Raw genomic sequence first — 25,390 nt, 5'->3', positions numbered from 1 at the left:
TCACCTCTCCGCGCGCCGCCACGGTCCCGACTTCCCGCCGGTCTTCTCCTCCAGCCGCACCTCGCCGATCCAGGTGTGCTTGTCCAGGCCCTTGACCATGTCCACGAGCGCGAGGGCCGCGACGGTCACCGCGGTGAAGGCCTCCATCTCCACGCCGGTGCGGTCGGCGGTGCGCACCGTGGCGGTGACTCGGACGCCGTCGGTCTCCAGCGCGAGGTCGACGGTGGCCCCGTGCACCCCGATCACGTGCGCGAGCGGCAGGAGCTCGGCGCACTTCTTCGCGCCGGCGATCCCCGCGATCCGCGCCACCGCGAACGCGTCGCCCTTCGGTACGGAGCCGTCCCGCAGCGCGTCGAGCACGGCGGGGGAGCAGTGCACCATGCCGCTGGCAGTGGCGCTGCGCACGGTGGGGGACTTCTCGGTGACGTCGACCATCCGGGCGTGGCCGGCGGCGTCGAGGTGGGTGAAGGTCATGGGGTCTCCAGGCTGGTGCGGACGATCGACACGGCGTCGCCGCGGGTGATGTGGTCGACGGCGGCCGGCACGATCGCGTACCCGCTCGCCTGGGCGAGGCTCGCCACGAGATGGGACTTCGACCCGAGTGCCGCCACGGGCGTGGCCACCAGCACCCTGTCGTCACGGGTGCTGATCCGGGCGGGCAGGTACTGGTCACGTCCCGGGGGTGTGCCCCAGTCCGCCCCGGCCACTCCGGGCACCGCGGGCGGGGCCGCCCGCTCCCGCGGCATCCCGTGCATCACCGCGAGCGCCGGTGCCACGAACACGTGGAAGGAGACCCATGCGCTCACGGGGTTCCCGGGCAGTCCGAACAGCACCGCATCCCCGAGCCGCCCGAACGCCTGCGGCTTGCCCGGTTGCATGCGCACGCGCGCGAACTCCACCCCGCCGGCCCCGGTGAACAGTTGCTTGACCGGGTCGAAGGCGCCCTCGCTCACCCCGCCGGTGAGCACGACGACGTCCGGCGGCTCGGGCGCCTGGCTCACCTGCCGCAGGGCCTCGGCAAGGTGCGCGGCGTCGTCGTCCACGTGCCGCACGGCGACCACCTCGCCGCCGTGCTCGCGCACCAGGCCGGCCACCAGCAGGGAGTTGGAGTCCGGGATCAGCCCCCGGGTCAGTGGCTCGCCGGGGCGGACGAGTTCGCTGCCGGTGGCGATGACGGCGACCCGCGCCCGCCGGTGCACGCGCACCGTGCCGTGCCCGGTGGCGGCCAGCGCGGACAGCGCCGCGCCGGTGGCGAGGCTCCCGGCCGCGAGGACCGGGTCGCCGGCCACCAGGTCCTCGCCGGCGCGGCGCAGGTGCTGGCCGGTACCCGGAGCCCGGTACACGGTCACGGTCTCGGCGAGCGGAGCCATCGGGTCGTCCCGGTCGGTCTGCTCCAGGGGCACGACGGCGTCGGCCGCCGTGGGCACGACGGCCCCGGTCATGATCCGGGCCGCCTCGCCCGGCGCGAGGTGGGGGTCGTCGCCGGACCCGGCGGGCAGGTCGGCCACGATCCGCAGGGTGATGCCGTGCTCGTGCGTGGCCGCAGCAATGTCGCCCGCCCGCACGGCGTAGCCGTCCATGGCGGAGTTGTCCCAGGTGGGGACGGCGATGGCGGCCGTCATGTCCTGCGCCAGGCGCAGCCCGTGCGCCTCGGCCAGGGGCAGCACCGTTGTGGGGAGGGGGGCGACGGCGTCGAGCACCCGGGCGCGCTGGTCCGCCACGGAGCGCATGGCACCCCCGGCCGGTGCCTGATCGCCGCGGGGAGGGCCGCTCACGCTCGCACCTCCCGTGCCCGCATGGCCTCGACCTGGGCGGGCGGCAACGCCTCGGCTCTCACGCCCGCGGCCTGGAGCGCCCGCGCGGCGCGGGTGGCCCGGATCCCCGCCGAGCAGTAGGTGCGCACGGGGGCGTCCGGGTCCACTCCGCGCATGATCAACAACTCACGCAGGGCCGTCGGTCCCCGCCGCGCGGTCTGCTCGACCTCCGCGACGCTGAGGTGCACGGCGCCCGCGAGGGCGTCCTCCCGGAACTCCGGACCCTCCCGCACATCCACCAACGCCCCCGCACCGTCGAAGGGTTGAGCGGATGGCGGCCCGACGGCCTCTCCCTCACCCCCAACCCCAGAGAAGCCACGAGGAGACGAAGACGACGGGACGAGCGGCACCTCGTGCACCCGCATCGCCAGCCCGTCCACCACCGCGACCCGCCCGAGCAGGGCCTCCCCGATTCCCGTGATGAGCTTGACCGCCTCCGTCGCCATCATCGAGCCGACCATGCCGCACAGGGCCCCGAGCACCCCGGCCTCGGCGCAGGAGGGCACGGTCCCGGGCGCGGGCGGCGCGGGGAAGAGGTCCCGCAGCCCCACCGGCACCGCGGGCGCCGGCGGCGTGGACCAGAACACCGAGACCTGGGCGTCGAACCGGAGCACGGAGCCCCACACCAGGGGCACGCCGAGATCCGCGCAGGTGTCGGCCACCAGGTAGCGGGTGGCGAAGGTGTCGGTGCCGTCGAGCACCACGTCCCAGCCGCGCAGCAGGTCAGCGGCGTTCTCGGGCACGAGGCGGGTGCGCAGTTCGGTCACCCGCACCTGCGGGGCGACCTCCCGCATCCGGCGGGCGGCACTGGCGGTCTTGGGCTCCCCGACGTCGCCCGTGCCGTGGATCACCTGGCGGTGCAGGTTGGAGGCGTCCACGTCGTCGTCGTCGATCACCCCGATCTCCCCGACGCCCGCCGCGGCGAGGTAGAGCAGGGCCGGTGCCCCGAGTCCGCCCGCGCCGAGCACGAGGACCCGGGCAGCGGCGAGCCGTCGCTGACCGATCTCGCCGAGCTCGGGCATCCGGGTGTGCCGCGCGGTGCGTTCCGCCTCGGCCGCCGAGAGCGACGGTGCCGGTTCCACGATCGGGGGAAGGGCCATGTCCCCACCGTAGATCAGGCCGACAGCCGCGCGGCGGCGCGTAGGTTGGTCGCATGACCAGATCCACGCAGCGCCGCCCCGTCACGCGGTTCTCGCTGGACCGCGACCCCGTGACGCGACCGGACACCCTGGCCGCGGAGGAGCCCCTGGAGATCCGGGTGGCGGGGCGCCGGTTCGCGGTCACAATGCGCACGCCCGGCAACGACTTCGATCTCGCGGCGGGGTTCCTGGTCTCCGAGGGTGTGGTGGCACGCGGCGGGGACATCGTGACCACCCGGTACTGCGCGGGCGAGACGGCCGACGGGTCCACCACTTACAACGTGCTCGACGTGACGCTCGCGCCGCATGTGCCGCCACCCGATCCGCAGCTCGCGCGGGAGCACACCACCACCTCGGCCTGCGGTCTGTGCGGGAAGGCCAGCATCAGCGCGGTGCGCACCCACTCCCACCACCCGGTGGCCGACGACGCCGCGCACCTGAGCGCCTCGGCCCTCCTCGCGCTCCCGGCCAGGCTGCGCGAGCAGCAGCGCCTGTTCGAGACGACTGGCGGCCTGCACGCCGCCGGCCTGGTCGATACCGCCACCGGCAACCTCCTGGTGGTGCGCGAGGACGTCGGACGGCACAACGCGGTGGACAAGGTCATCGGCTGGGCGCTCGCGAACGATCGGCTCCCGCTGACCGGTACCGCGCTGCAGGTCTCCGGTCGGGCGAGCTTCGAACTGGTGCAGAAGGCCTCGATGGCGGGCATCCCTATCCTGGCGGCCGTCTCCGCGCCCTCGAGTCTCGCCGTCGACCTGGCCGTGGAGGTGGGTCTGACCCTGGCGGGATTCGTGCGGGAGCGCTCGTTCGTGCTCTACAGCCGCCCCGATCGGATCGACCGACTCAGGCCGGACGGCGCCGACGCGAGGCCCAGATGAGGGCGAGGCGGTGGGCGCTCCTGCCCGCGGTGGCCGTGACGCTGCTGATGGGATGCGCTGAACCCGCCCCCACGCCGTCGCCCTCCGTGACGGGGCAGGAGGCCGCAGATGCGGAGATCTCCGGGGACCTGGTCGTGCTCGCCGCATCCTCGCTGGCGCAGGTCTTCACCGACCTCGGGGCGCACCTGGAGGCCGAGCATCCGGGGCTGACCGTGACCTTCTCCTTCGCCGCGAGTTCCGCGCTCGCCGCCCAGGTGGTTGCCGGGGCCCCCGCCGATGTGCTGGCCACGGCGAACCGGGTCACGATGACCCAGGCAGGGGACCGGGCCACGGACCCGGTGGTGTTCGCGACCAACACGCTGACCATCGTCACCCCGGTGGGGAACCCGGCCGGGGTCACGGGTCTGGCGGACTTCGCCGACCCCGACCTGCGCATCGCGGTGTGCGCGGTGGAGGTGCCGTGCGGGGCGGCCGCCATGCAGGTCTTCGACGCCGCGGGGGTCACGCCGGCCGTGGACACCTACGCCGCGAATGTGTCCGGCGCGCTGACCCTGGCCCGAGCCGGCGAGGTGGATGCCGCGCTCGTGTACACCACCGATGCGGCGGCCGCCGGCGGGCAGGTCACCGAGGTGCCGACCCCTCAGACCGTGGCCGCGGTGAATGAGGACCTGATCACCGCCCTTCAGGACGCGCGGAACCCCGAGGCCGCGCAGGCCTTCGTGGACCTCGTGACCTCCCCGGCGGGGGCCGAGGTGCTGCGTGCGGCGGGTTTCGTCGTTCAATAGCGGGATGAGGGAGACGAACGCGGTGCGCTCGGCACCGGCCCGCCGCTCCGGCCGAGGAGCGCGCCGAGGGCGCCGCCTGCCACCCTGGCAACTCCTGATCCCCGGCGCGCTCGGCTTCGCGTTCCTCACGCTGCCGCTGATCGCGCTCATCGCGCAGGCCCCGTGGGCGGACCTGGCCGGCACGGTCACCTCCGCTCCGGTGGTGCAGGCCCTGGGGCTCTCGCTGCGCACCGCCGCGAGCGCCACCGTGATCAGCGTGGTGCTCGGCGTGCCGCTCGCCTGGCTGCTCGCCCGGGGCGACCTGCCCGGGGCGGGGGTGTGGCGCGCCGTCGTCACCCTCCCCATGGTGCTGCCCCCCGTGGTCGGCGGCGTCGCCCTGCTGGCCCTGCTGGGGCGCCGCGGCCTGCTCGGCGGCGCGCTGGAGGCCCTGGGGATCACGCTGCCGTTCACCACCGCCGCGGTGGTGCTCGCCCAGACGTTCGTGGCGATGCCGTTCCTCGTTCTCTCCGTGGAGGGCGCCCTGCGGGGAATGGACCGGCGCGACGAGCAGATCGCCGCCACCCTGGGAGCCTCGACCTTCTACGCCGCACGGCGGATCACGCTGCCCGCGGCCGCCCCCGCGATCGTCTCCGGCGCCGTGCTGTGCTTCGCCCGCGCCCTGGGGGAGTTCGGTGCCACCATCACCTTCGCCGGGAACTTCCCCGGCACCACCCGCACCATGCCGATCGCGATCTACCTCGCCCTCGAGCAGGACCAGGATGCCGCGATCGCGATGGCGCTGCTGCTCATGGTGATCTGCGCCGTGGTGCTGATCGCGCTGCGCTCGCGGTGGCTGGGGTGGTGGCGGCGATGAGCGACCTCACCCTGGCCGGGGTTCGTCTGGAGCGAGGTGGGTTCACCCTCGAGGCGAGCCTCGCCGTCGCGCCGGGGGAGATCGTGGCCCTCGTGGGCGCCAACGGTGCCGGGAAGACCAGCCTGCTGCACGCCGTCGCGGGCTTGCTCGCTCCCGCCGCCGGGGAGATCACCCTGGGCGGGATGGTGCTCGACGGCGCGGCCACCCGCCTGCCCCCGGAGCGGCGGGGCGTGGGCCTGGTGCCGCAGCAGCATGTGCTGTTCGGGCACCTGAGCGCACTGGAGAACGCGGCGTTCGCGCTGCGTGCCAGGGGGGTGCGGCGCGCGCAAGCGCGCCGGGAGGCGCTCGCGGAACTGACGCGACTCGGCGTGGCCGATCGCGCCGGGGTGCGGGCCCGGGACCTCTCCGGGGGGCAGGCGCAGCGCGTGGCGCTCGCGCGCGCGGTGTGTGCGCGACCCCGGGCGCTGCTGCTGGATGAGCCGTTCGCGGCGTTGGACGCCGGTTCGCGCGGTGAGATCGCCGAGGCGGTGCGCCGCCTGGTGGACGACCTGGCGGTGCCGTGCCTGCTGGTCAGTCACGACGCCGGTGAGGTGGCGCGCCTCGCGGACGCCGTGGTGCCGGTGGCGGGCGGCCGCGCCCGCCGCTGAGGCCCGGCCCGGGGTCAGGAGTTGCGGGGGCCGAACATCGCGGCCGCCTCCAGGTGCGCCACGCCGGGGGAGAGTTGGGCGATCTGCAGGGTAGTGCGCCGGGAGAACAGCACCCGCAGCAGCTCGAAGTCGTCCCCGGCGAAGTCGAACTCCGCGATCGGGGTCTCCACCCGCCAGGTGTGCTCGCGGGTGGTGACCACGAACCCGTTGACCGCGACCTTCGCGCTCAACGCCGCTACGACGGAGGGCAGCAGCGAGCGCCAGGTCTCCTCCGGGGCGCGCGGTAGGTCCAGGGCCTCGCGGATGTCCGCCTCGTGCACGATCGCGTCCCACGCCGGGGTCACCCCGCCGCCCGCGAACGCCTCGGCCGGGATCTGCGCGGCGTACTCCCGCCACTCCGCGATCATGTCCGCGGCCTCGGTGTGGCGACGCGCCACGACCTGACGGTTGGTCCAGGCCGGGCTCGGCGCGTCGGCCATGTCCCCCTCCACGATGTTGCGCGCGGTCCCGGCCTGGTGCGCAAGCACGTCGCGCACGCTCCACATCGGTGTCGCGGGCACGATCGTGCCCCACTGCGCGGGGCTCAGGGTCTCGGCGAGGGCGGCCACCCGGTCCACGGTGGCGGCGTACAGCGCGGCGGAGTTCACCGTGCGAATCTACCCGGCCGCCTCGCGCGGCCGGGTCCTCGGGCCGACCGCGCCGGCGGAGACGTCTCGTCGATCGCGCGGAGCGGACTCAGGCGGCGCGCTCCAGGGCCCCCACACGGGTGGTGCGGCGGGCCGCCGTCGCCATCCACGTCAGCACCAGGCCCGCCACGCCCCAGAGGATCACGATCACCAGCGCCCCGGTGCCGCTCGGCGCACCCGGCACCAGGAGCCCCGCGAGCGCCTCGGCCGCGGCGCCGGTCGGCAGCGCGGAGTCCCAGGCGAGCGGTGTGATGACGGCGGCCACCGCCACGCCCGCGAGCAGCAGCGCCAGGAGCCGGCCGAGCACGGGAGCCGCGACGACGAACGCCGCCTGCAGCAGCAGGAACGCCAGGGAGCTCACCGCGCCGATCAGCACCGCGGCCGGGTAGTCACCGGCGTCCGCGCGCGCCCACCCGGCCACGATCGCGCCGGCGAGGGCGCCCAGCGCCAGCGACCACAGGGCCGGGCGCGCCAGTGCCGAGAGCGCCAGCCTCAGCGAGGAGCGCACGGAACCGAACGCCGTCGGGAGCAGGGCGGGGAAGGTCAGCAGGAGGGCAAAGGCACCGAGCCACAGCATGAGCGTGACCGCTGCCATCCCGGTGGCGGGCACCCCGGTCTCCACCGAGGGGGCGGTCACGGGTGTGGCGATCGCGGCACTGAGGGAGTCCACCTCGGAGTCGGTGTAGCTCGGCAGTTCCGAGACGGCGGTCTGGAGACCGCCGGCGAGCTCACCGGCCCCCTCGGCGATCTGGGAGGTGCCATCGGCCAGGCCATCGGCGCCCTCGGCGAGCTGACCGGTGCCGTCCGCGAGGCCCACGGCGCCCGCGGCCAGTTCCCCGGTCCCGGCGGCGAGGTCACCCACGCCTGAGGCCAGGTCTCCGGCGCCCACGGCGAGGTCGCCCGTGCCGGAGGCGACCTGCTCCACCCCGCCGGCGGCCTGGTCGGCGCCCGCGGCCAGTGCCCCGGTCCCGGCGGAGAGCTCAGCCGCCCCGCCGGCCAGCGCCCCGGCGCCGTCGGCGAGGCCCGAGATCCCCGTGCTGGCCTCCTGGATGCCGCCGCTGAGGCCGGTCACCCCGGTGGCCAGGCCATCGGCGCCGGTCGCGAGCTCGGAGGCACCAGCGGAGAGCTGACCGAGTCCGGCGGCGAGCGCGGGTGCGCCCTGCGCGGGATCGTTCAGGGCGGTGATGCCGCCGGCGAGCTGGCCCACGCCGTCGGCGAGCCCCTGGGCCCCGGTCGCGAGTTCGTCCGCCCCGGTCGCGAGCGCGTCCACGCCGGCGGCCGCGGCCGGCAGCCCGGTGGCCGGGTCCACGAGTGCCGCGGTGCCGGCGCTCACGCCCTGCGCCCCGGTGACCAGCGCGCCGAGGTCGCCGAGGCTCGCGCACGCGGCACCCATCGTCTCGCCGGCGTCGCAGGAGGCCTGCAGGAAGGCGAGGTAGCCGGCCAGGCCGGTGGCCACCCCCTGCGCCCCGGCGTCGAGCTCCTCGAGCTGCGGGAGCTGGCCGTCCAGCTGGGTGGCGAGGTCCCCGAGCCCGGTCGCGAGGCCGGCGGCGCCGTCCGCCACACCCGTGGCGCCCGCGGTGAGCTCGCCGGTGTTCTCGGCGAGCTGCCCGACGCCGTCGGCCAACTGTGAGGCGCCGTCTGCGGAAGCGGCCACACCCGCCGCGAGCTCCTCCGCGCCGCCGGCGAGGTCGTCGGCCCCGGTCGCGAGCTGCGCGCCCCCGGTGGCGAGTGCGTCCATCCCGGTGGCGGCCTGGTCGGCGCCGTCGGCGAGCTGGGCGGCGCCGTCCGCGGACTGCGCGGCACCGTCGGCCAGCGCGCCGGTGCCGGTGGCGAGCTCCCGCACACCGGAGGCGGCCTGGTCGGCCCCGTCGGCCAGCTGCGCGGCGCCGGCGGCGAACTCCCCGGCCCCGGAGGCGGCGGCCGAGGCGCCGTCAGCCAGCGCGAGGGTGCCGTCGGCCAGTTGGGTGGCGCCGTCGGCGCTCTGCCCCAATCCGTCGGCGAGTTGGGCGGCGCCGTCCGCGGACTGGGTGGCGCCGTCGGCCAGGTCGCTGGCGCCGTCGGCGGCCTCCCCGAGCTGCTCGCCCGTGGTGGTGAACCCGATGAGCACGTTCTGCAGGTAGTTCTCGGTCAGGTCGGTGCCGAGCGTTGCTGCGGCGGAGGAGGTGATGAGCTGCGCCACCGCGTCGGCATCGGCCGAGGTCCCCGGCCGGGTGGCGACGTCGATCGTGGCCGAGGTGGCCAGGCCCGGCTCGTCGGCGAAGGACATCGCGGCAGCGGAGAAGGTCTCCGGGATGGTCACCACCACGTCGAAGGTGCCGTCCGCGAGACCGTCGGCGGCCTCCGGCTCCCCGGTCACCGTCCAGTCGTAGGGGCCCGGGTTCGCCACGATCTCCGCCGCCAGCTGCCGGCCGAGCGGCACCAGCTGCCCGTCGATCTCGGTCGGCTCGTCCAGGTTGACGATCGCCCCCGACATGGTGCTGCGCGAGGTGGAGATGCTGTCGCCGGAGGCGGGGCGCCCGATCGCGGAGAGCACCACCACGAGGGCGAGTAGCCCGATCACCGCGGCCGCCAGGACGGTTCCCAGGGGTGCGCGTGCGGTCCTCATGCGTGGATCTCCTCGGTCGCGTGCGATGCCGTGTGGGCGGTGTCGATGTCGGGGGTGGTGTCGGGGGTGGGCGTGTCGAGGTCGTGCACCGGCAGGTCACGCACCCCGGCGTGCTCGACGGCGGAGGTGAGGGCCCCGGCGATCACGGCCAGCCCCGAGGGGGCCGCCTCGGCGAGCGCCGCGAGGTCGCGCGGCAGGTCCGCGGCGGCGGTCAGGTCGACCACGGCCACGCGGGCGCCGTCGCGCCGAGCGGCGTTCAGGGCTACGGCGGCGGCCTGCGGTCCGGCGACGTCCTGGGCGTGTAGCACCGCGACCAGTCGGCGCACGCGGGCGCCGCGATCCGGCAGGAGGAAACCGTCGACCTTCACATCGCCCTCGGTGACCTTCAGGCGCCCGGCCACGCTGAGCAGGAACGCCTGTACCTGGCGGGGTGAGGTGGCCGTCACGACCTGGGCTGCGCCGTCGGGCACCTCCAGGCTGGTGGCGGGGAGCACCTCGGAGTGGGCGTCGGTCACCCGCAGGTTGCGGGCGGCGACCACCACCCCCTGATCGGGCCACTGCGCCAGATCCAGCTCGCGCACCAGCCCCTCGCCCTCCACGTCGAATGTGGGCAGCAGGCGGTCCAGCCAGCGCGGGATCCACCAGGCACGATCACCCAGCAGGGTCATGATCGCGGGGATGAGGGCCATGCGGACCACGAACGCGTCCACGGCCACACCGATCGCGAGCCCCAGCGCGATCGGCTTGATGTTCTGATCACCGTGCGGCACGAAGGCCACGAACACGGCGATCATGATGATCGCGGCGGCGGTCACCACCGAGGCCGAGCCCCGGAACCCGGCGTGGATGGCGGCGCGTGCGTCCTTCCCGTGCACGTACTCCTCCCGCATCCGGGAGACCAGGAAGACCTCGTAGTCCATCGCGAGTCCGAACAGCACGCCCATCAGCAGGATCGGCATGAAACTGATGATGGGGCCGGTGTCGGTGACGTTCAGCAGCCCCCCGAACCAGCCGTACTCGAACACCAGCGTGGACGCCCCGAACGCGGCGGCCACGGACAGGATGTAGCCCAGCGTGGCGGTGATCGGCACCCAGACGGAGCGGAACACCATCGCGAGCAGGATGAGGGAGAGACCCACCACCACCACCCCGAACGGCAGGAGCGCGGCGCCGAGCTTCTCCGAGACGTCGATGCCCGCGGCGGTGAACCCGGTGACCTGGAGGTCCACACCGTAGGTCTCGTTCAGGACCTCACGGTCCTCGCGCAGCTGGTGCACCAGGTCGGCCGTCTCCTGAGTGGTCGGACCGTCCTGCGGGATCACCGTGATGACCCCGACCGTGGCGTCCTGGTTGGGCGTGGCCAGCGGCACGTCCACGACCCCGGGGAGCGCGGAGATCTCCTCGGCGAGATCCTCCATGAGGCCGACCGGGTCGGTGCTGGTGACGATCGGCGTGGTCAGCAGCAGCATGCCGTTGTAGCCCTCACCGAAGTGCTCGGAGACCAGGTCGTAGGTGATCCGGGCGCTGTTGTCCTGGGGGAGGCTGCCGGCGCCGGGCAGGGCCAGTTTGAGGTTCTGCGCCGGCAGGGCCAGGGCGCCGACGGCCACGACGAGCGTGACCAGGGTGAGCACGGGCTTGGCCGTGACCACGCGGACCCATCCGGCGAAGAACCCGGCGGGCTTGCGGGACTGCTCCCCGCCGGCCGTCCCCTGGTTCAGGCTGCGGCGGGCGCGGCGGCTGAGCAGGCGGGGACCGACCACGGCCAGCAGCGCCGGGAGGAAGGTGAGGGAGACCAGGACGGCCACGCCCACCCCGGCGGCCGCCGCGATCCCCATGGTGGTCAGGAACGGGATCCCGGCCACGCTGAGTCCCACCAGCGCGATCATCACGGTCAGGCCGGCGAAGATGACGGCGGATCCCGCCGTGGCCACGGCGCGCGCGATCGACTCGTGTACGTCGATGCCCTCGCGCAGTTGGTCGCGGTGACGCGAGACGATGAACAGGGCGTAGTCGATGCCCACGGCCAGGCCGAGCATGACCGAGAGCAGCGGTGTGGTGGTGTTGATCGAGGCCACGGAGGTGGCCCCGAGCATCAGCACGGTGGTGAGCGCCACGCCGAGGATGGCGTTGACCAGCGGGAGGCTCGCGGCGACCACGGTGCCGAGCGCCAGCACCAGCACGAAGAAGGCGACGATCACGCCGAGCGCCTCGGTGGCCGTGAAGCCGGGGATCTCCACGGCGAACAGCGAGCCGCCGATCTCGGACTGCGTCCCCTCGGGCAGCGCGGCCGCGAGGTCCTCGGCCACGTCGCGGAGTTCGTCCTTGGTCTCGTCCGTGACCGAGGGTTCGCCCTGGTCGAGTTGGATGGTCAACAGGGCGGCCTGCTCGTCGTCGCTGATGTCGGCCGCCAGCAGGTCGCCGTCGATCTCCGAGACGGCGACCACGTGGTCCACGGCCTGGAAGTCCTCCACGGCCTGGTCCACCGGTTCGGTGATGCTCGGGTCCAGCACGGATGTGCCTTCGGGCGCGACCACGATGACCTGCGCACTGGCACCCACGATCTCGGGGAAGACGGCGCTGAGGCTCTCCAGTGCGTCCTGGGACTCGGTGCCCGGGATGGAGATGGCGCTGTCGAAGCCCTGATTGATGGCGACGGCGCCGCCGGAGATGGCGACGAAGGCCACAAGCCACAGGGAGATCACCAGGCGCCTGGCGTGGATCACCCATCGGGTCAGGGCGAAGAGCAGTGACGACAACGAGTCCTCCGTGGTGCGCCGGTTCGGGTGCGGGCCGGACTCGCCGTTGAATCCGATACACGACTGTATCGAATACGCTGCTGTATCGACATGTCCTACCTGTGAGCACCCTGAGGACGCATGACCGCCACACCGCCCCATGACCGCCCGAGCCGCCGCCGAGGCGCGACCCGCGAGCGCCTGCTGGACGCCGCCTACGCGACCTTCGCGCAGGCGGGGGTGGCGCAGTCCTCCATCGAGGCGATCTGTGAGGCGGCCGGGTTCACCCGGGGGGCGTTCTACTCCAACTTCTCCAGCAAGGAGGAGTTGTTCCTGGCGCTCGCGGACCGGGAGATCCATGCCCGCATCGACGCCCTGGAGGACGTGGTGGAGCGGGTGACGCGCGATCCCGCGCTGCTCGCGCAGGGACTGGCCAATCGGGAGGCGCGGCAGGCGCGAGAGGCGCGAGAGGCGCGAGAGGCGCGAGAGGCGCGAGAGGCGCGAGAGGCGCGAGAAGCGGGTGCGCCGCGCCCTGCGGTGCCCGGGCCTGGAGTGGAGCCGGGGAGTGCTCTGGAGCGCCCGATCGTCCAGGCGATCCTGGCCGAGGTGTTGGCGGATGTGCACGGCGAGCGCCAGTGGCACCAGATGAACCTGGAGTTCGAGCTCCTCGCGCTGCGCGATGCGCAGGTTGCCCAGGCGTTCGCCGCCCTGCGCCAGGCATACCTGGCGCGTGTGGCGGACGTGCTGGAGCGGATCCTGGCCCGGCTGCGACTGCGGTTGCGGACCGCGCCGGTCGCCGCGGCCCAGATCCTCATCGCGGGGTACGTGGCCGCGACGCGCGAGGTCTACATCGCCGGCGATGGCGAGCGCTCGGGGGTGGGTGCGGCTGGGTCGACCGGGGCGGCCGAGCCGACCCGGACCTGGTTCACCGCGCTGATCGAGTTGGTGGTCGAACCGGACTGAGTGGCCGGGGTCCACGCCGACGGTGTCGCCGCGAACCCCGGCCATGGCTCGGGTGGTGCCTGTCTCAGCCCGGAATGGCGGCGCGCGCCTGTTGCAGCGCTCGGCGCGCCACGTCGTCGTTCTCCGAGAGCGAGGTACGGATGGCCGCGATGACGTCCCGCACCTGCTGGCCGGCGGTGTTCCACTGCTGCTCGAGCGCCGCGTACTCCGCGGAGACGCCGTCGGCCTGGTAGTCGGCCATGGCCTGCTTCACGTCGCTGTCGCGGCGATCGAGCGCGGCCTCCAGGCGGGCGGCCACCGCCTCGAAGTTCGCCTGGGCGGACTCGGAGGAGGAGATGTTGTAGTCGTTGCGGTCGGCGATGTTCATGGACACGGTGGTCTCCTTCAGTCGGGGTGCGGCCTCAGGCCTGCGGGCCGATGCGGTTGAGGAACGCCTCGGCGCTGAAGTCCGTGGCACCCGCCGTCGATTCGTGCGTGGCGGCGCCCTCCTCGGCGGCGGTGGTGAAGGCGAGGTTCTGACCACCGATCGAGGTGACGATGCCCGCCAGCGCCCCGTTGAGGGAGTGCGAGATCGCATCCGTCTTCGCCTTGAAGGTGTTGAACGCGGCCTTCGCTGGGCCGTTGAACGTGGTGGCCAGAGGCTCCGCGGCATCACCCAACTGCCGCACGAGCTCGGCAAGGTCATCGGATTCCGTCTGGGAACGCTGCCCCAGCGTGACGAGCGTCTGTGCTTCCATCGAGAACTTCATCGAGTCATCCCCTCCGGGCCCGGCGGCCGCTGTCGGCGCAGCGGTGAGGGCCGTCGTGCCCGTTGTCTTGGCCGCGATATCGGCGCGGCCAGGCTGACACGGCCACGGCGGTGGCGTCCAGGGCCGCGCATGGGGAGAACTCCCCATCGAAGATCTCCTCGTGCCTCGCTAGCCTCCAGCAAGTGTGGGGACGTGGGGAGATTCCGGCGAGCGTGCCCAGAGTGGCCGCCTCGGTGGTGATCGACGCTGCCCTCGTGCTCGGCCTCGCTGCGGGCGCCGGCCTGCTCGCTGCGAGCGGCTACGGACCCCGCGCAGCCTGGGTCAGCGCGTGCGCGATCGCCGCGAGCTGCCTGGGGGCATGGTGGTGGGACCGGGCGACGATGGGAACGAGTCCGGGGCACGCCGCCCTCGGCCTGCGCACTGTGGCGGCCGCCGACCGCATGCCCTCCCACCCCCTGCGCGGGCAGCGACTCACCCTGGACATCGGGACGGGTGCCGACCCGCTGCGGCTCCGGGCCCGGCCGATCCACCTGGATCCGCCCGCCCGGCGGCAGCGGCGCAGCGACCGGGCGGAGGTGCGTCTGGTCTTCGAGGATGGGACCCGCGTGGAGGGTCGGGGCACTTTCGTGCTCGGGCGCGCACCCAAGCCGCAGCGCCACGGTGACGCCACGATGGCGGTGCCGGATCTCACGCGCAGCCTTGCGCCGTCCCACGCCGTGCTGCGGGTGGACGGTCGCGGTGTCACCGTCACCGACCTCGGGAGCGCCCACGGCACCATCGTGGTGGACGCGGCCGGCCGCCGAGCCCTGCAGCCACATCTTCCGACGCACGTGCCGTGGAACTCCACCCTCACCCTGGGTGAGCGCTCCGCCCTCCTGGAACGGCGCGACCCGATCGAGGCACGCGAATGATCGACGCCGACCGCACGCTGGTGGAGACGACGGCCGCCCATCGTGAACGCATGGTCAGGGTGCTGACGCGACCGCCCCGGGGACCTCGTCGCCGCTTCCGCTCCAACGTCGGCAGGCTGATGGGGTCGGTCGTCCTCGCGGCCGTGATCTGCTGTGCGTGTCTGGGAACGGGCTTCGTCCTCGGCCTCCTGGAGCGGCAGCGACACACCGAGGCGGTGGCGGCCTTCCAGGCCGCGCTCGCTGCCAACCCGATCCAGCCAGGAGACGGGCTCCTCGAGGAGGAGGGCACCGCCTTCCTCCTCGATGAGGACTCCGGCGAGTACATCGACCCCCGCACGGGGTTCCCGGTCGATCCCGAGACCGGGTACGCCACCGATCCCCAGGGGCGTCTCCTGGACACGCGTCTGGGCTGGTACGTCGATCCGTTGACCGGCTGGTACACCGACCCCACCAGCGGCGTGACCCTTGACCCGCAGACCCTCACCGTTGTGGAGGACCCGTGACCTACACCCGCGTGACGATCCGAGGGAGCCGGCGGAAGGCAGACGTCACGGTCCCGAGTGAGGAATCCGTGGGCACCCTCATGCCAGCACTGCTGGACCTGCTCCAGGAGCCCTCACGCGGTGGCGAGGCCATGGTGATCAGCGACCTCGCGGGGTCGGCACTGGACCCTGACCTGACCTGGCAGGAGCAGGGCATCCGACCCGGCGCCCTGCTACAGGTGACAACGGTCGACGACGCACCTCAGGCGCCCGAGGTGATCGCTGTGACGGACGTGCTCGCCGATCGCCTCGCCCACCGTCGGGATGCCTGGAACCCCGGGTACACCGCGGCGGGCATCCGGCTCGGGGTCGCGGTGATGGGCTTCCTCATCGCCCGACTCCTCACGAGTCGACCGGAGCTGCTGGCGGGAGCGTCGGGAGCGCCGAGTGCGTGGACGATCGTGTCTCTCCTGGCCGGGGGCGGCGTGGTGCTCGGCGCGGTGGTGAACCGGCGTGGACTCCCCGGGCCCGGTGGCGCCCTGATCGCGCTCGGGTTCGGTGCCTCGCTGCCGCTCGCGGGACTGCTCGGAGGAGGTGACCTGGTCAGCGTGAGCGTGTGGGCGGCGGCGCTCGGCTGGCTCGTTCTGGCCGTCGGACTCGGCCTGGGCAGGGGGAGCACCTCCGCCCTGATCGGCGGCGGGCTGGGCACCGCCGTCTCCGCGCTGCTGCTGGTCGCCCTCGCCTGCGGAGTGCAGCCGGCCACGATCGCCGTGATCGGGGGGATCCTGGCGATCGGGGCCCTCGGCCTGCTGCCGGGAATCGCCCTGGCCCTCAGCGGCCTGACCGGCTACGACGAGCGTGCCATGGGGGGTGCCGTGGTGCCAGGAGCCGACGTGGTTCGCAGCGTGGGCTCGGCGTTCGCCACGCTCACCTGGACCACCGTGGCGGTGGCACTCGTCGCTGCCGAGGCCATGGTGGTGCTCGTCCTCACGGGCCGAGGGTGGCATATGGGGCTCGCGGTGGCGCTGGCCGTGGTCACGGCGCTGCGCGCCCGCACCTTCGCGCTGGCAGCCTCGCGGGCGGCGCTGCTGGCCGCGACGGCGGCGCCGGTGATCGCGTGGGTGGCCGCCTCCTCCGCGGGCGTCACCGAGCGGATGATCGCTGCCGGGCTGGCGGTGCTGCTCCTCCTCGTGTGGTCCGCGGCGCGTCCGAGTGACGTGGTGCAGGCGCGGCTGCGCCGCCTGGGCGATGTGGCGGAACTCCTTGCGATGCTCGCGACCGTGCCCCTGGCGCTCGCCGCACTGGGAGTGTTCAGCGACCTGCTGCAGGTGTTCGCATGAGGGCCGCGGGCGCACTCGGAACACTGCTGCGCTCCGCCGGGCCGGCGTCCGGTCGGGACCTGCGCGCGTGGCACAGCGGGGCGGTCGCGCCGCTAGCGGTGAAGCGACGCGTCGGCGTGACGGCACTGGCGGCGGGCGCCGGGTGCACCACGGTCGCCCTCGAACTCGCCACGCTGTTCGCGACCCGTCGCGCCGGCGGGGCGCGACTCGTCCTGGCGCAGGGACCGGGGACGCCGCGCTCCGCCCGCCTGGAGACACCCGGGCTCGAGGTCGTCACTCTTGCTCGTGAGGCGTGGCCCGCCGATACCGCGGCGTGGCGGGCCGCCCAGGATCGACTCGCGCCACCGGTGGACCTGACGATCACCGACTGGGGTGCCACACCCGCGAACCGTCTGCGGGACCTCGCCGACCACTCGCACGCGATGTGCGTGGTGACGAAGGCGGACCGCGCGAGCATCCAGGAGGCGTTCGACGTGGCGACGGCGCTGGCCGTTCGGGTGCGGATCGTGCTCATCGCCGTCGACCGTGCCGGGAGCGCCGGGCGTGCCACGCGCTTCGTGCTCGAGGCACTGCCGCTCCCGGCGGTGCTCATCGAGCACGACCGGGTGCGCGCCCGCGGCGTGGACCGTGCGCTGGCCGCTCCCTCGCTCTACCGCGCTGCGGCCACCGTCATCGAGGCCCTCGCCGCACCGACCGAGACCACGCCGGCGGCCCACGCGGTCACCCCCGCACCCGGGACCCACGAGACCACGCCCGCGGCCGGTGCCACCGAGACCCTCCCGACCCGCCGCCGGCGCCGGGCACGTACCACCGGCAGGGCCGGGGACTTCCAGGCCGGGGACGGCGAGCCCGAGGAGGGGAGATGAGCATCGACCCGCACCACAGGCACCGGCCCACCCGGACCCTGTTCAGCGCGCCGAGGCCACCTGCCCTGCAGGTGGCCACACCGCCGGTGCTGAGCGATGACGCCACCGGGACCCCGTTCCAGTTCCTGCTCCCCGTGGTGGGCGCGCTGACCTCCGTCACGATGATGGTGGTCCTGCGCAACGGGCAACCACTGTTCATGCTGATCGCGGGGATCGTGTTCCTCGTCGCCGTGGTCTCGGGGGTCGGGTTCGCGGTGTCCGCACGGGGACGCGCGGGCCGGGCCCTGCGCCTTCGACGCAGCCGGTACCTGGACTACCTGGAGCGCACCCGCATCCGTCTTCGGGAGCAGGCGCTCGGCACAGCGGCCGCCCAACGCGAACTGCACCCGGCACCGCCCGCGTTGCTGTCGGTGGTCCGCGACCCCGCTCGGCTCTGGCACCGCCGGCCCCGCGATGAGGATCATCTGCTCGCGCGGATCGGGACCGCCACGGTGCCCTGGTTCGACCTCTCGGTGGATTCCGAGGAGTCCCCGACCGAACCCCTGGATCCGATTCTGCTGCGTGAGGCCGAACTCCTGGTCGAGGCCCATCGGGAGGTCCCGGGAATGCCCGCCCTGGTGGATCTGCGCTCGGCCGGGACCGTGGCGGTCATCGGGCCGCGGGAGGAGACACTTCCCCTGGTCCGGGCGATGCTCGCGCAGGTGGCGAGCCATCAGGTCCCGGAGGACCTCGCTCTGGCCGCGGCCTACCCGCACGACCGGGCCGCGGACTGGCGCGGGTTCGACCTGCTGCCCCACGTGCACAACCCCCAGTTGTTCGATGGGCCCGTCCCGGCCCGTCGTGTTGCCCCTGATCTGCGCCAACTGGCGCAGGTGCTCGGCGCCGAATTGGTGGACCGGACCCAGGCTGCGATCCAGGCACGGCGCCGCGGGGCACCCGCGGCTGACCTCCCGCGCCTGATCGTGGTGGACGACGCATACGGCCACCCGGCCGGTTCGCTGCCGCTACCGGATGCGGCGCTGCGGCCGCTGGCGCTGGGTATCACCGTGATCCATCTGGTGGCGGACCGGCTCGACGAGCCGGACGATGTGGACGTGCGGATCGTGGTCGACCCGCAGCCAAGGCTCACCCATGCCGCAGACTCGCCGCAGGCTGCGCACCTGACCTTCGAGCCCGATGGGATGACCGCTCCCGCGTTCGAGGGGCTTGCGCGTGGCCTCGCTGCGCAGCGCACGTTCGCGGCAGCCACATCGCCGGACGACGCCCCGGCGGCCGACCTCGCCGACATCCTGGGGGTCGAGAGTCTGCACGGCATCGATCCGCAGCAGGTGTGGCAACCGCGGCCTCCCGGGGAGTTCCTGCGGGTGGCGTTCGGCGTGAACGACCATGGCCAGCCGGTCCACCTCGACCTGAAGGAGAGCGCGCAGCAGGGCATGGGGCCGCACGGGATCTGCATCGGGGCCACGGGATCGGGCAAGTCCGAGATGCTGCGCACCCTCATTCTCTCGCTGGCGATCGCGCATCCTCCCGAGGACCTGGCCATGGTGCTCGTGGATTACAAGGGAGGTGCGGCGTTCGCTCCGTTCGCCGGCCTTCCGCACCTCGCGGGCCTGATCGACAACCTGGCCGATGACCCCCAGTTGACCGAGCGGGCGCGCGCCTCCATCCAGGGTGAGGTGGTCCGCCGTCAACGGCTGCTCAAGGAGGCGGACTCAGCGCCCTCGATCACGCACTATCGCGAGGTGCGCCGCACCCGAGGGGACCTGCCACCACTGCCGCATCTGTTCGTCGTCGTGGATGAGTTCGGCGAGTTGCTCACTGCTGAGCCGGACTTCATCGACCTGTTCCTGCAGATCGGCCGGATCGGCCGGTCGATCGGCGTGCACCTGCTGCTGTCCAGCCAGCGCATCGAGGGCGGGAAGCTGCGGGGACTGGACACCTACCTCTCCTATCGTCTGGGGCTGCGCACGTTCAGCGAGGCGGAGTCGCAGGTGGTCCTCGGGACGGCGGATGCCTTCCGCCTGCCCCCGCTCCCCGGCTACGGCTACCTCAAGGTGGACACCAGCGTGTACGAGCGTTTCCACGCCGGGTACGTCTCCGGGCCGTCGCACGAGCCGGCGCCGGTGTTGCCCGTCGCCGAGGAGGGCACCGCCGGGGTCATCGAGGTGCCGACCTACAACACGATCCGCAGCCGCGCGGAAGGGCAGTCGACCCCGGAGCTGCATGCTCCCGACGTCGGTCGGACCGTGGTGGAGGAGGTCGTCGATGGCCTGCGGGGGGATCCCGTGGCCCCGGTGTGGCTACCGCCGCTGGGTGAACGCATCGCGCTCGGTGAGGTGCTCGACCCGCAGGGGTCGGGCGATCCGTTGCAGGTGGTGATCGGCCGGGAGGACGACCCGACCGGGCAGCGGCAGGAGCCCTGGGTCCTGGATCTCACCCGGTCGGGTGGGCACGTGGCCATCATCGGTGGGCCCCAGTCGGGTCGTTCGACGACGCTGCGCACCATCGCTGCCTCGCTCGCGCTCTCGAGCACACCGCAGCAGGTGGGCGTCTACGGCATGGACCTCACCGGCGGCGGCCTGCGGCGCATCGAGGCGTTCCCGCACGTGGGTGGTGTGGCCACGCGCGGTGACGCGGGCCGTCTGTCTCGCCTGATGGAGGAGATCACCGCGATGCTCACGCTGCGCGAGGAGGTGTTCAAGAGGGAGCAACTGGACTCGATGGCGCAGGTGCGTGCGCGGCACGCCCAGGGAGCACTGCCGGACCTGCCCACGGCCGACATCGTCCTGCTCGTGGACGGCTACGGTGCCTTGCGCCAGGACTTCGAGCACCTGGACCCCGTGTTCACGAGACTGATGGTGCAGGCCTCGAGTTACGGAATCCACCTGGTGTTGACCCTGGGCCGGTGGAGTGAGTTGCGCATGGCCCATCAGTCGGTGTTCGGTACCCGCATCGAGTTGCGGCTGAATGAACCGGCGGACTCCACGATCGATCGCAAACTGGCGGCGACGGTGCCCCCGGACTCACACGGACGTGCGCTGACCGATGCCAAGACCCTCGCACAGGTGGCGCTGCCCGTGCTCGAGGTCACCGAGTCCCTGGATGTCGGAGAAGAGCTCACCCGGCTCGCCGAGCGCGTCGCGGCGTCATGGCGAGGTCCGGGGGCTGCCCCCATCCGATTGCTCCCGGAGCGGGTGGATCCGGCCCTGCTGCCCTCCGTCACCCAGGAGCCGGACGCCGTGCCGCTCGGCCTCCGGCAGGACACGATGGACCCGTTCTTCTGGGAGTTCGAGGACGGCGAACAGCACCTGGTGGTGCTCGGAGACGCCCGCAGTGGGAAGTCCAGCACGCTCCGTTTCCTCGCCCGGGGCCTGGTCGAGCGGTTCACCTCGGAGGAGTTGGCCATCGCCGTCGTGGACCCGCGCAGCACCCTGGCCCCCGCCATCCCTGAGCCCTACCTCGCGGCGCATGCCCGCTCCGGCGCGCAGGTGGCGGGGCTCGCCGCTTCGATCGCGGCCGAGATGACGCAGCGGCCGGAGCGACCTGAGGGCTCACACGCCCCCAGGATCGTCGTGCTCGTGGACGACTACGACATCGTGGCGGCGGGCGGCGCCGATCCACTGGGTGCGCTCGTGCCGCACCTCCCGATGGCCCGCGACCTGCGCCTGCACGTGGTGGTCGCGCGTCCCGTGGCCGGCTCGACCCGGGCGATGTATGCGCCGTTCCTTCAATCGGCCCGGGAGACGGGAGGTGCCCTGCTCCTCCTCTCCGGTGAGCGTGGGGAGGGCCAGATCGCACCGCGGTTGTACGCCGAGTCGATGCCCCCGGGGCGGGGCCGTTTCCTGCAGCGCGGCGCAGCACCGGTGGTGGTGCAGGTGGCTTACCACGAACCGGCTCCCGGTGGGGTGAACGATGCCCCGTGAGAAGTGGGGAGTTCTCCCCATCGCCCGAGGCGGCACCCCCGGGTTAGCGTCCTGAGGCGCGGGGTGCGGAGCAACGGGGGGACGGCGGCGGGTGCACATACCAGAGTTCGGCGAAGAGCACGGAGGTGCCACGCCCCGCGGCGTGCCCTTCAGTGAGTACCGCACCACCTCCTGGCGCGTGACCCTCACGGCGCCGCTGCAGAGCTTCATCGCACAGTCCGTGGCGCACGGGGTCCGTCCGATTCTCCTGACGGAGGTCGGTGCCCACGTCTCCGCCTTCGTGGTCGCGGCCCTGCGTGCCGCTGGTGGCCGATGGGTGGCCGTGGGGATCGCGCAGTGGGACGCCCTCCAGTGCACCCTCCTGGACACTGTCGATGACGTGCTGGGGAGTGTGTTCGACCACCTGGAGCCAGATGAGGCGATCGAGTCGCATCCGGACCTGGTGGATCCGCCGTTGTTCGCTCAGCGGATGCCCGCCTACCTGGTGCGGGTCCACCTGGAGCACCGCGCGGAGGCCGGCACAGTGCTCGGTGCGGTGGTCGAGGATCTCCTGCGGTTGTTCGGTGCCGGGCGACCTCTGCTGTGGGATGTCACCGAGCCCGTCGCCCAGCCGTGGAGCGCCCCCGCGCTCACGGCCTCCATCCGGGAACAGATGCCCATCGCGCGCCCGCATCTGATCCTGGGGGAGGGGCAGAGCGCCGCACAGGTCATGGGGGCGCGCACGGCGACGGGGGTCGCGGAGTACGCGGAGGCGTGGATCCCGATCCGGGACGAGGCACGTGTGGCGCTCGCCCGTCAGGGGCCTGAGGTCCTGGCCGCCGATCCCCACGTGGCGGAGGTGCTCACCGCTCTCACGGCATCGCACCGGGTGGTGTCGGCATCGGTGGCGTTGGGACGCCTGGATGAACGGTGCGGTTCCATCGGCCGCTTCGCCGGGTACCAACCGCGTGAGGCGATGCTCGGCTCGCTGCTCGGACCCACGGCCGTCAGCGACGGGGGCCTGGATCCTCAGGCCGCAGCGGCGCAGCCGGAGGTCACGGTGCTGGGACGACGGCGCGCACCCTCGCTCCTGAGGCGATGGCTCCGGCGGCAGGAGACCGGGCCTGCCCCTGAACCTGGCGCTGCCTCTGCTGTGACCACGGGCCCGGCCCATGTGCCGCCGGGCATGGACGCGCCAGATGTGTGGGGCGGGGAGCTCGATCTCACTCTCGAGGAGTTGCGATGCCGCACGAGCTGGTGATCCTCACGCGGGAGCCGATCGCGCTCGGCGTGGTCGAACGGGTGGTGCGGGAGTGGAATCCGATCGCGGCCAACGCCGTGCACAGGATGCCGGATCGCTCCCTCGCGGTGGTCGACACGCTCGGGGTGGTGGTGCTGCGCCTCTTCACGGGTCGGGTGCTGCGGGATGTGGACCAGGCGGAGCGGGCGCTGGCCGTCGCTCCGGAATCGGGATCGGTATGGACGGAGGCCACCGTTCCCTGGTCGCGGCTGGACGCGGGGCGTGCCTGCGCCCAGCGGGTGGCGCGAGCCGCCGGCGGAGACGTACGAGAGAGGTTGTGACGTGACGAGTTGGCAGATCGCGCCCGAGGGCGTGCAGGCAGTGCTCGAGTCGGTGGGTGCGGCGCAGGAGGACCTCACCGGCCACGCCACCCCAGAGCGGCTGGTGGCAGTGCATGCGGGCGTGCAGTCCGGTGCACCGGTGACGCAGGCCGTGCATGACGCGATGGGGTCCTTGCTGCTCGACCTCGAGGACACGGTGCTCGCCGTGATGGGGCGCATCAACGCCGGCAGAGTGGGTGTGTACTCCGCGACCACCGCCTATCAGCAGGGTCAGCTCGATATGGCGGCTGAGTGCCAGGGAGAGATGAGCCGCGCGGCGGACTCCGGTGACTTGAGCTACTTCCTCACCCGCGGGTACATCGAGGCGGGCTGATGGGAACGGATGCCGACCTGATCGACCCGTCGGCCTTCGTGGTACGCAGCGGTGACCTCAGGCCGAACGAGGTGGAGGAGTCCGCGACTCAGTTGGCCTCGATCGCGGTGGGCCTGCGGGATGGTGTCGACGACGTGGCCTCGCGCTGGCGTGGGTTGAGCGCGCACTACCGTGCTCCCGAGCAGGAGTCCGTGTACACGGCGATGGCGCCCGCGGTCGAGCGCGCCGAGATCGCCGGCACCGGCCTCGGGCTGGCAGCAGCGGCTCTCGAGGAGTACGCCGAGGTGATGAGGGACTGCGCGGTGCGGCTCTCGGTGGTGGAGCTCAGTGCGGCGCTGTTCCGGCACCGCGCGCTCCAGGGGTACGAGGACACCTTCGAGATGCAAGGGATCTCGGCCGGGTCGCACACCCGAGGCCCGGACGTCCCGTGGTACCAGTACGGGCCCGCTGTGGAGCGGAATCAGGAACTGCTCGGCGCCTATGCCACGATCATCTCCCGCCTGAGTGAGGCCGCTGCCGCGTGTGCCAATGTCCTGGGAAGAGCGCTGCGACCGGATTCGGCATTGCCGGGTCTGGGATCACCCTGGGCCGTGGGTGAGGGTGCGGCCTCGATCCTGTCGCAAGCGCAGCCGTGGGGAAACCCCGTGGCGGAGGACCTCGACGTCGGCGAGCGGCTCGACACTGCCGTGAACAATCGGGTCTCCGGCGCAGCGATGCTTCTCGGCTTCGACCCGGTGACCGGTCAGTGGGGCAGTGGGAGCAGCGCCGGCGCAGCCTGGAAGTGGCTCTGGGACGGCGCGGTGGCAAGGGCGTCCACCGCGGCTCTGGCGGTGGTGCCACAGGTCGGGACGCAGGGCTTTCGGGACTGGCGCGAACAGCAACGGGTGCTGGCGGTCTCCAGTGTCACGTCCGCCGTCGGATTCGACTATCAGGAGCATGTGGCCGGCGGGGACGGCTGGTACACGTGGCGGGAGGATCCGCTCATCGCCGGGACCGAGATCGGCCTGGGCTTGGCGCTGAGCCTCACGGCGGGCGGTAGGGTCGCAACGCTGGGGCGTGCGCCCAGTTTGCGGGGCGCTGCGGTGCCCGGGAGCCCCGGACCGGTAGGTGGGCGGGGGACGTGGGACGCCCGGGCCGTCCGCGAGCTGCCCAGCATGGCGCGGTTGAGGCAGGTGCAGGGAACGCTCGACCTGCGCAACGTGGTGCGGCTGGCTGACGTACCGGGGCGCGCGGACTCGCCGAGCGTGGTGCGCCTAGGAGGTGTTGAGCCGAGGCCGGACCCACCCGGCCGGATCAGCAACTCCTCGAGCGCGCCGAACCCGCCGACCGGGGCCGCGCGGTCGGGTCTTCGGGCTGAGGTGTGGGCGAATGCGCCGCGCAACATGGACGGCGTGCCGATCGACCCGCGGACCGGTGAGCCGCTGCGGGGGATGAGCGTCTCGGGCGGGTGGGTACTCAAGTGGGACTCGGTCGATGAGGTCTTCGTGGCGCGCAACCCGGGGTCGGGGTTCGAGCTCACGGACCGTCAGCGTGCCGAGGCGCACGAAGTGGCCTTCCAACGGCAGGTGGGTGACCAACGGGTGGCGGAGTATGCCTCGGGGGATGTGTCATTGCCCGGGGATCATCCGCCTCACACGCCGCCGGTCTCGTTCGCCAAGGGCGACTCGGCGGGCATCGTGCACGTCAACCACTCGCGGTCCTCGGCGTGGATGGAGTACCAGTCGCAGGTGTCCGGGTGGGCACGCACCCCGGACGGTGCCCTCCCGGAGTACCGGGTCGTGGGGCACCGAGGCGCCGTCAACTTCGATGGACATGTCTGGCGTGGGCACCCCCCGGTGGAGGTGTTCATGGATGCGAAGCGCAACCACGCCGACCTGGTGAGCCCACACTCGACGTGGGCATCCACACGTCGCAAAGAGCTCGTGGACGAAGCGTGGCGACAGTTGGCCGCACTGCCGCCGGGTGCGAGGCTGGAGTGGCACGTCTCGACTCCCGGCGGTGCGCAGGCAATTCGTGCGCTGCTCGAAGACCGAGACGTGCCTGGAATTGACGTGATCTGGACGCCAGAGGACTAGGGGATA

Annotated in this window: 22 protein-coding genes; 14 read left to right on the top strand and 8 right to left on the bottom strand. The window is 73.0% G+C overall.

The window, feature by feature from the left end:
* Genes moaC through ATL40_RS13030 form a run of 3 tightly spaced genes read right to left on the bottom strand, consistent with a single transcriptional unit; the run spans position 1 to position 2,914 of the window.
* Positions 1-474 (bottom strand): cyclic pyranopterin monophosphate synthase MoaC, encoded by a 474-nt coding sequence (moaC, locus tag ATL40_RS13040; protein ID WP_098469923.1) that lies wholly within the window; start codon positions 472-474, stop codon positions 1-3.
* Positions 471-1,775, bottom strand: a complete 1,305-nt coding sequence (locus ATL40_RS13035; RefSeq protein ID WP_245867097.1) for a molybdopterin molybdotransferase MoeA — start codon at positions 1,773-1,775, stop codon at positions 471-473. The genes moaC and ATL40_RS13035 overlap by 4 nt, the downstream gene beginning before the upstream one ends.
* Complete coding sequence (locus tag ATL40_RS13030; RefSeq protein ID WP_098469922.1) at positions 1,772-2,914, bottom strand: ThiF family adenylyltransferase; 1,143 nt, start codon at positions 2,912-2,914, stop codon at positions 1,772-1,774. Before ATL40_RS13030 ends, ATL40_RS13035 begins: the two co-directional genes overlap by 4 nt.
* A 53-nt stretch (positions 2,915-2,967) precedes the next feature.
* Here ATL40_RS13030 and fdhD point away from each other — a divergent pair, with 53 nt between their 5' ends.
* From fdhD to ATL40_RS13010, 4 genes are read left to right on the top strand one after another with little or no spacing between them, the layout of a single operon-like run.
* On the top strand, positions 2,968-3,831 hold the full coding sequence (fdhD, locus tag ATL40_RS13025) for a formate dehydrogenase accessory sulfurtransferase FdhD (RefSeq protein WP_098469921.1): 864 nt from the start codon (positions 2,968-2,970) through the stop codon (positions 3,829-3,831).
* Positions 3,828-4,616 (top strand): molybdate ABC transporter substrate-binding protein, encoded by a 789-nt coding sequence (modA, locus tag ATL40_RS13020; RefSeq protein ID WP_098469920.1) that lies wholly within the window; start codon positions 3,828-3,830, stop codon positions 4,614-4,616. Before fdhD ends, modA begins: the two co-directional genes overlap by 4 nt.
* Before the next feature lie 4 nt (positions 4,617-4,620).
* Positions 4,621-5,469: an ABC transporter permease gene (locus ATL40_RS13015; protein WP_098469919.1), complete on the top strand. Its 849-nt coding sequence runs from the start codon at positions 4,621-4,623 to the stop codon at positions 5,467-5,469.
* Entirely contained in the window at positions 5,466-6,116 is a 651-nt protein-coding gene (locus ATL40_RS13010) for an ABC transporter ATP-binding protein (RefSeq protein WP_143556991.1), read from the top strand. Before ATL40_RS13015 ends, ATL40_RS13010 begins: the two co-directional genes overlap by 4 nt.
* A gap of 14 nt (positions 6,117-6,130) precedes the next feature.
* Here ATL40_RS13010 and ATL40_RS13005 read toward each other — a convergent pair whose 3' ends face one another.
* The 3 genes from ATL40_RS13005 to ATL40_RS12995 all read right to left on the bottom strand — a co-directional run bounded on the left by ATL40_RS13005 (position 6,131) and on the right by ATL40_RS12995 (position 12,163).
* Positions 6,131-6,763 carry a maleylpyruvate isomerase N-terminal domain-containing protein gene (locus ATL40_RS13005; protein ID WP_098469917.1) on the bottom strand — a complete coding sequence of 211 codons (633 nt, stop codon included), beginning with the start codon at positions 6,761-6,763 and terminating at the stop codon, positions 6,131-6,133.
* Positions 6,764-6,851: 88 nt separating this feature from the next.
* Positions 6,852-9,407 carry a YhgE/Pip domain-containing protein gene (locus tag ATL40_RS13000; protein WP_098469916.1) on the bottom strand — a complete coding sequence of 852 codons (2,556 nt, stop codon included), beginning with the start codon at positions 9,405-9,407 and terminating at the stop codon, positions 6,852-6,854.
* Positions 9,404-12,163: an MMPL family transporter gene (locus ATL40_RS12995; protein ID WP_098469915.1), complete on the bottom strand. Its 2,760-nt coding sequence runs from the start codon at positions 12,161-12,163 to the stop codon at positions 9,404-9,406. Before ATL40_RS12995 ends, ATL40_RS13000 begins: the two co-directional genes overlap by 4 nt.
* A 120-nt stretch (positions 12,164-12,283) precedes the next feature.
* On the opposite strand from ATL40_RS12995, the gene ATL40_RS15260 reads away from it, so the two are divergent.
* The gene (locus ATL40_RS15260; protein ID WP_098469914.1) at positions 12,284-13,105 is read left to right on the top strand and encodes a TetR/AcrR family transcriptional regulator; all 822 of its coding nucleotides are present in this window, start codon (positions 12,284-12,286) and stop codon (positions 13,103-13,105) included.
* Positions 13,106-13,169: 64 nt separating this feature from the next.
* Here ATL40_RS15260 and ATL40_RS12985 read toward each other — a convergent pair whose 3' ends face one another.
* The gene (locus ATL40_RS12985; RefSeq protein WP_245867240.1) at positions 13,170-13,472 is read right to left on the bottom strand and encodes a pore-forming ESAT-6 family protein; all 303 of its coding nucleotides are present in this window, start codon (positions 13,470-13,472) and stop codon (positions 13,170-13,172) included.
* A gap of 34 nt (positions 13,473-13,506) precedes the next feature.
* A complete protein-coding gene (locus ATL40_RS12980) occupies positions 13,507-13,854 on the bottom strand; it encodes a hypothetical protein (RefSeq protein WP_098469912.1) in 348 nt (115 codons plus the stop codon).
* 182 nt (positions 13,855-14,036) lie between these two features.
* On the opposite strand from ATL40_RS12980, the gene ATL40_RS12975 reads away from it, so the two are divergent.
* The 9 genes from ATL40_RS12975 to ATL40_RS12935 all read left to right on the top strand — a co-directional run bounded on the left by ATL40_RS12975 (position 14,037) and on the right by ATL40_RS12935 (position 25,384).
* The gene (locus ATL40_RS12975; RefSeq protein ID WP_143556989.1) at positions 14,037-14,765 is read left to right on the top strand and encodes an FHA domain-containing protein; all 729 of its coding nucleotides are present in this window, start codon (positions 14,037-14,039) and stop codon (positions 14,763-14,765) included.
* On the top strand, positions 14,762-15,268 hold the full coding sequence (locus tag ATL40_RS12970) for a hypothetical protein (protein ID WP_098469910.1): 507 nt from the start codon (positions 14,762-14,764) through the stop codon (positions 15,266-15,268). The genes ATL40_RS12975 and ATL40_RS12970 overlap by 4 nt, the downstream gene beginning before the upstream one ends.
* Positions 15,265-16,587 carry an EsaB/YukD family protein gene (locus tag ATL40_RS12965; protein ID WP_098469909.1) on the top strand — a complete coding sequence of 441 codons (1,323 nt, stop codon included), beginning with the start codon at positions 15,265-15,267 and terminating at the stop codon, positions 16,585-16,587. The genes ATL40_RS12970 and ATL40_RS12965 overlap by 4 nt, the downstream gene beginning before the upstream one ends.
* The gene (locus ATL40_RS12960; RefSeq protein WP_098469908.1) at positions 16,584-17,453 is read left to right on the top strand and encodes a hypothetical protein; all 870 of its coding nucleotides are present in this window, start codon (positions 16,584-16,586) and stop codon (positions 17,451-17,453) included. Before ATL40_RS12965 ends, ATL40_RS12960 begins: the two co-directional genes overlap by 4 nt.
* Positions 17,450-21,376, top strand: coding sequence for a type VII secretion protein EccCa (gene eccCa, locus ATL40_RS12955; RefSeq protein WP_098469907.1), 3,927 nt, complete (start codon positions 17,450-17,452; stop codon positions 21,374-21,376). The genes ATL40_RS12960 and eccCa overlap by 4 nt, the downstream gene beginning before the upstream one ends.
* Before the next feature lie 142 nt (positions 21,377-21,518).
* Positions 21,519-22,616 carry a DUF6177 family protein gene (locus ATL40_RS15100; RefSeq protein WP_098469906.1) on the top strand — a complete coding sequence of 366 codons (1,098 nt, stop codon included), beginning with the start codon at positions 21,519-21,521 and terminating at the stop codon, positions 22,614-22,616.
* Complete coding sequence (locus ATL40_RS12945; protein ID WP_098469905.1) at positions 22,598-22,936, top strand: hypothetical protein; 339 nt, start codon at positions 22,598-22,600, stop codon at positions 22,934-22,936. The genes ATL40_RS15100 and ATL40_RS12945 overlap by 19 nt, the downstream gene beginning before the upstream one ends.
* Position 22,937: 1 nt before the next feature.
* Positions 22,938-23,309, top strand: coding sequence for a DUF6507 family protein (locus ATL40_RS12940; protein ID WP_098469904.1), 372 nt, complete (start codon positions 22,938-22,940; stop codon positions 23,307-23,309).
* Positions 23,309-25,384 carry a Tox-REase-5 domain-containing protein gene (locus tag ATL40_RS12935; RefSeq protein WP_098469903.1) on the top strand — a complete coding sequence of 692 codons (2,076 nt, stop codon included), beginning with the start codon at positions 23,309-23,311 and terminating at the stop codon, positions 25,382-25,384. The genes ATL40_RS12940 and ATL40_RS12935 overlap by 1 nt, the downstream gene beginning before the upstream one ends.
* Positions 25,385-25,390: the final 6 nt, after the last annotated feature.

It is taken from the genome of Serinibacter salmoneus (genome assembly GCF_002563925.1).
Lineage (GTDB): Bacteria > Actinomycetota > Actinomycetes > Actinomycetales > Beutenbergiaceae > Serinibacter > Serinibacter salmoneus.
This window is presented reverse-complemented; position numbering and strand designations above follow the sequence as displayed.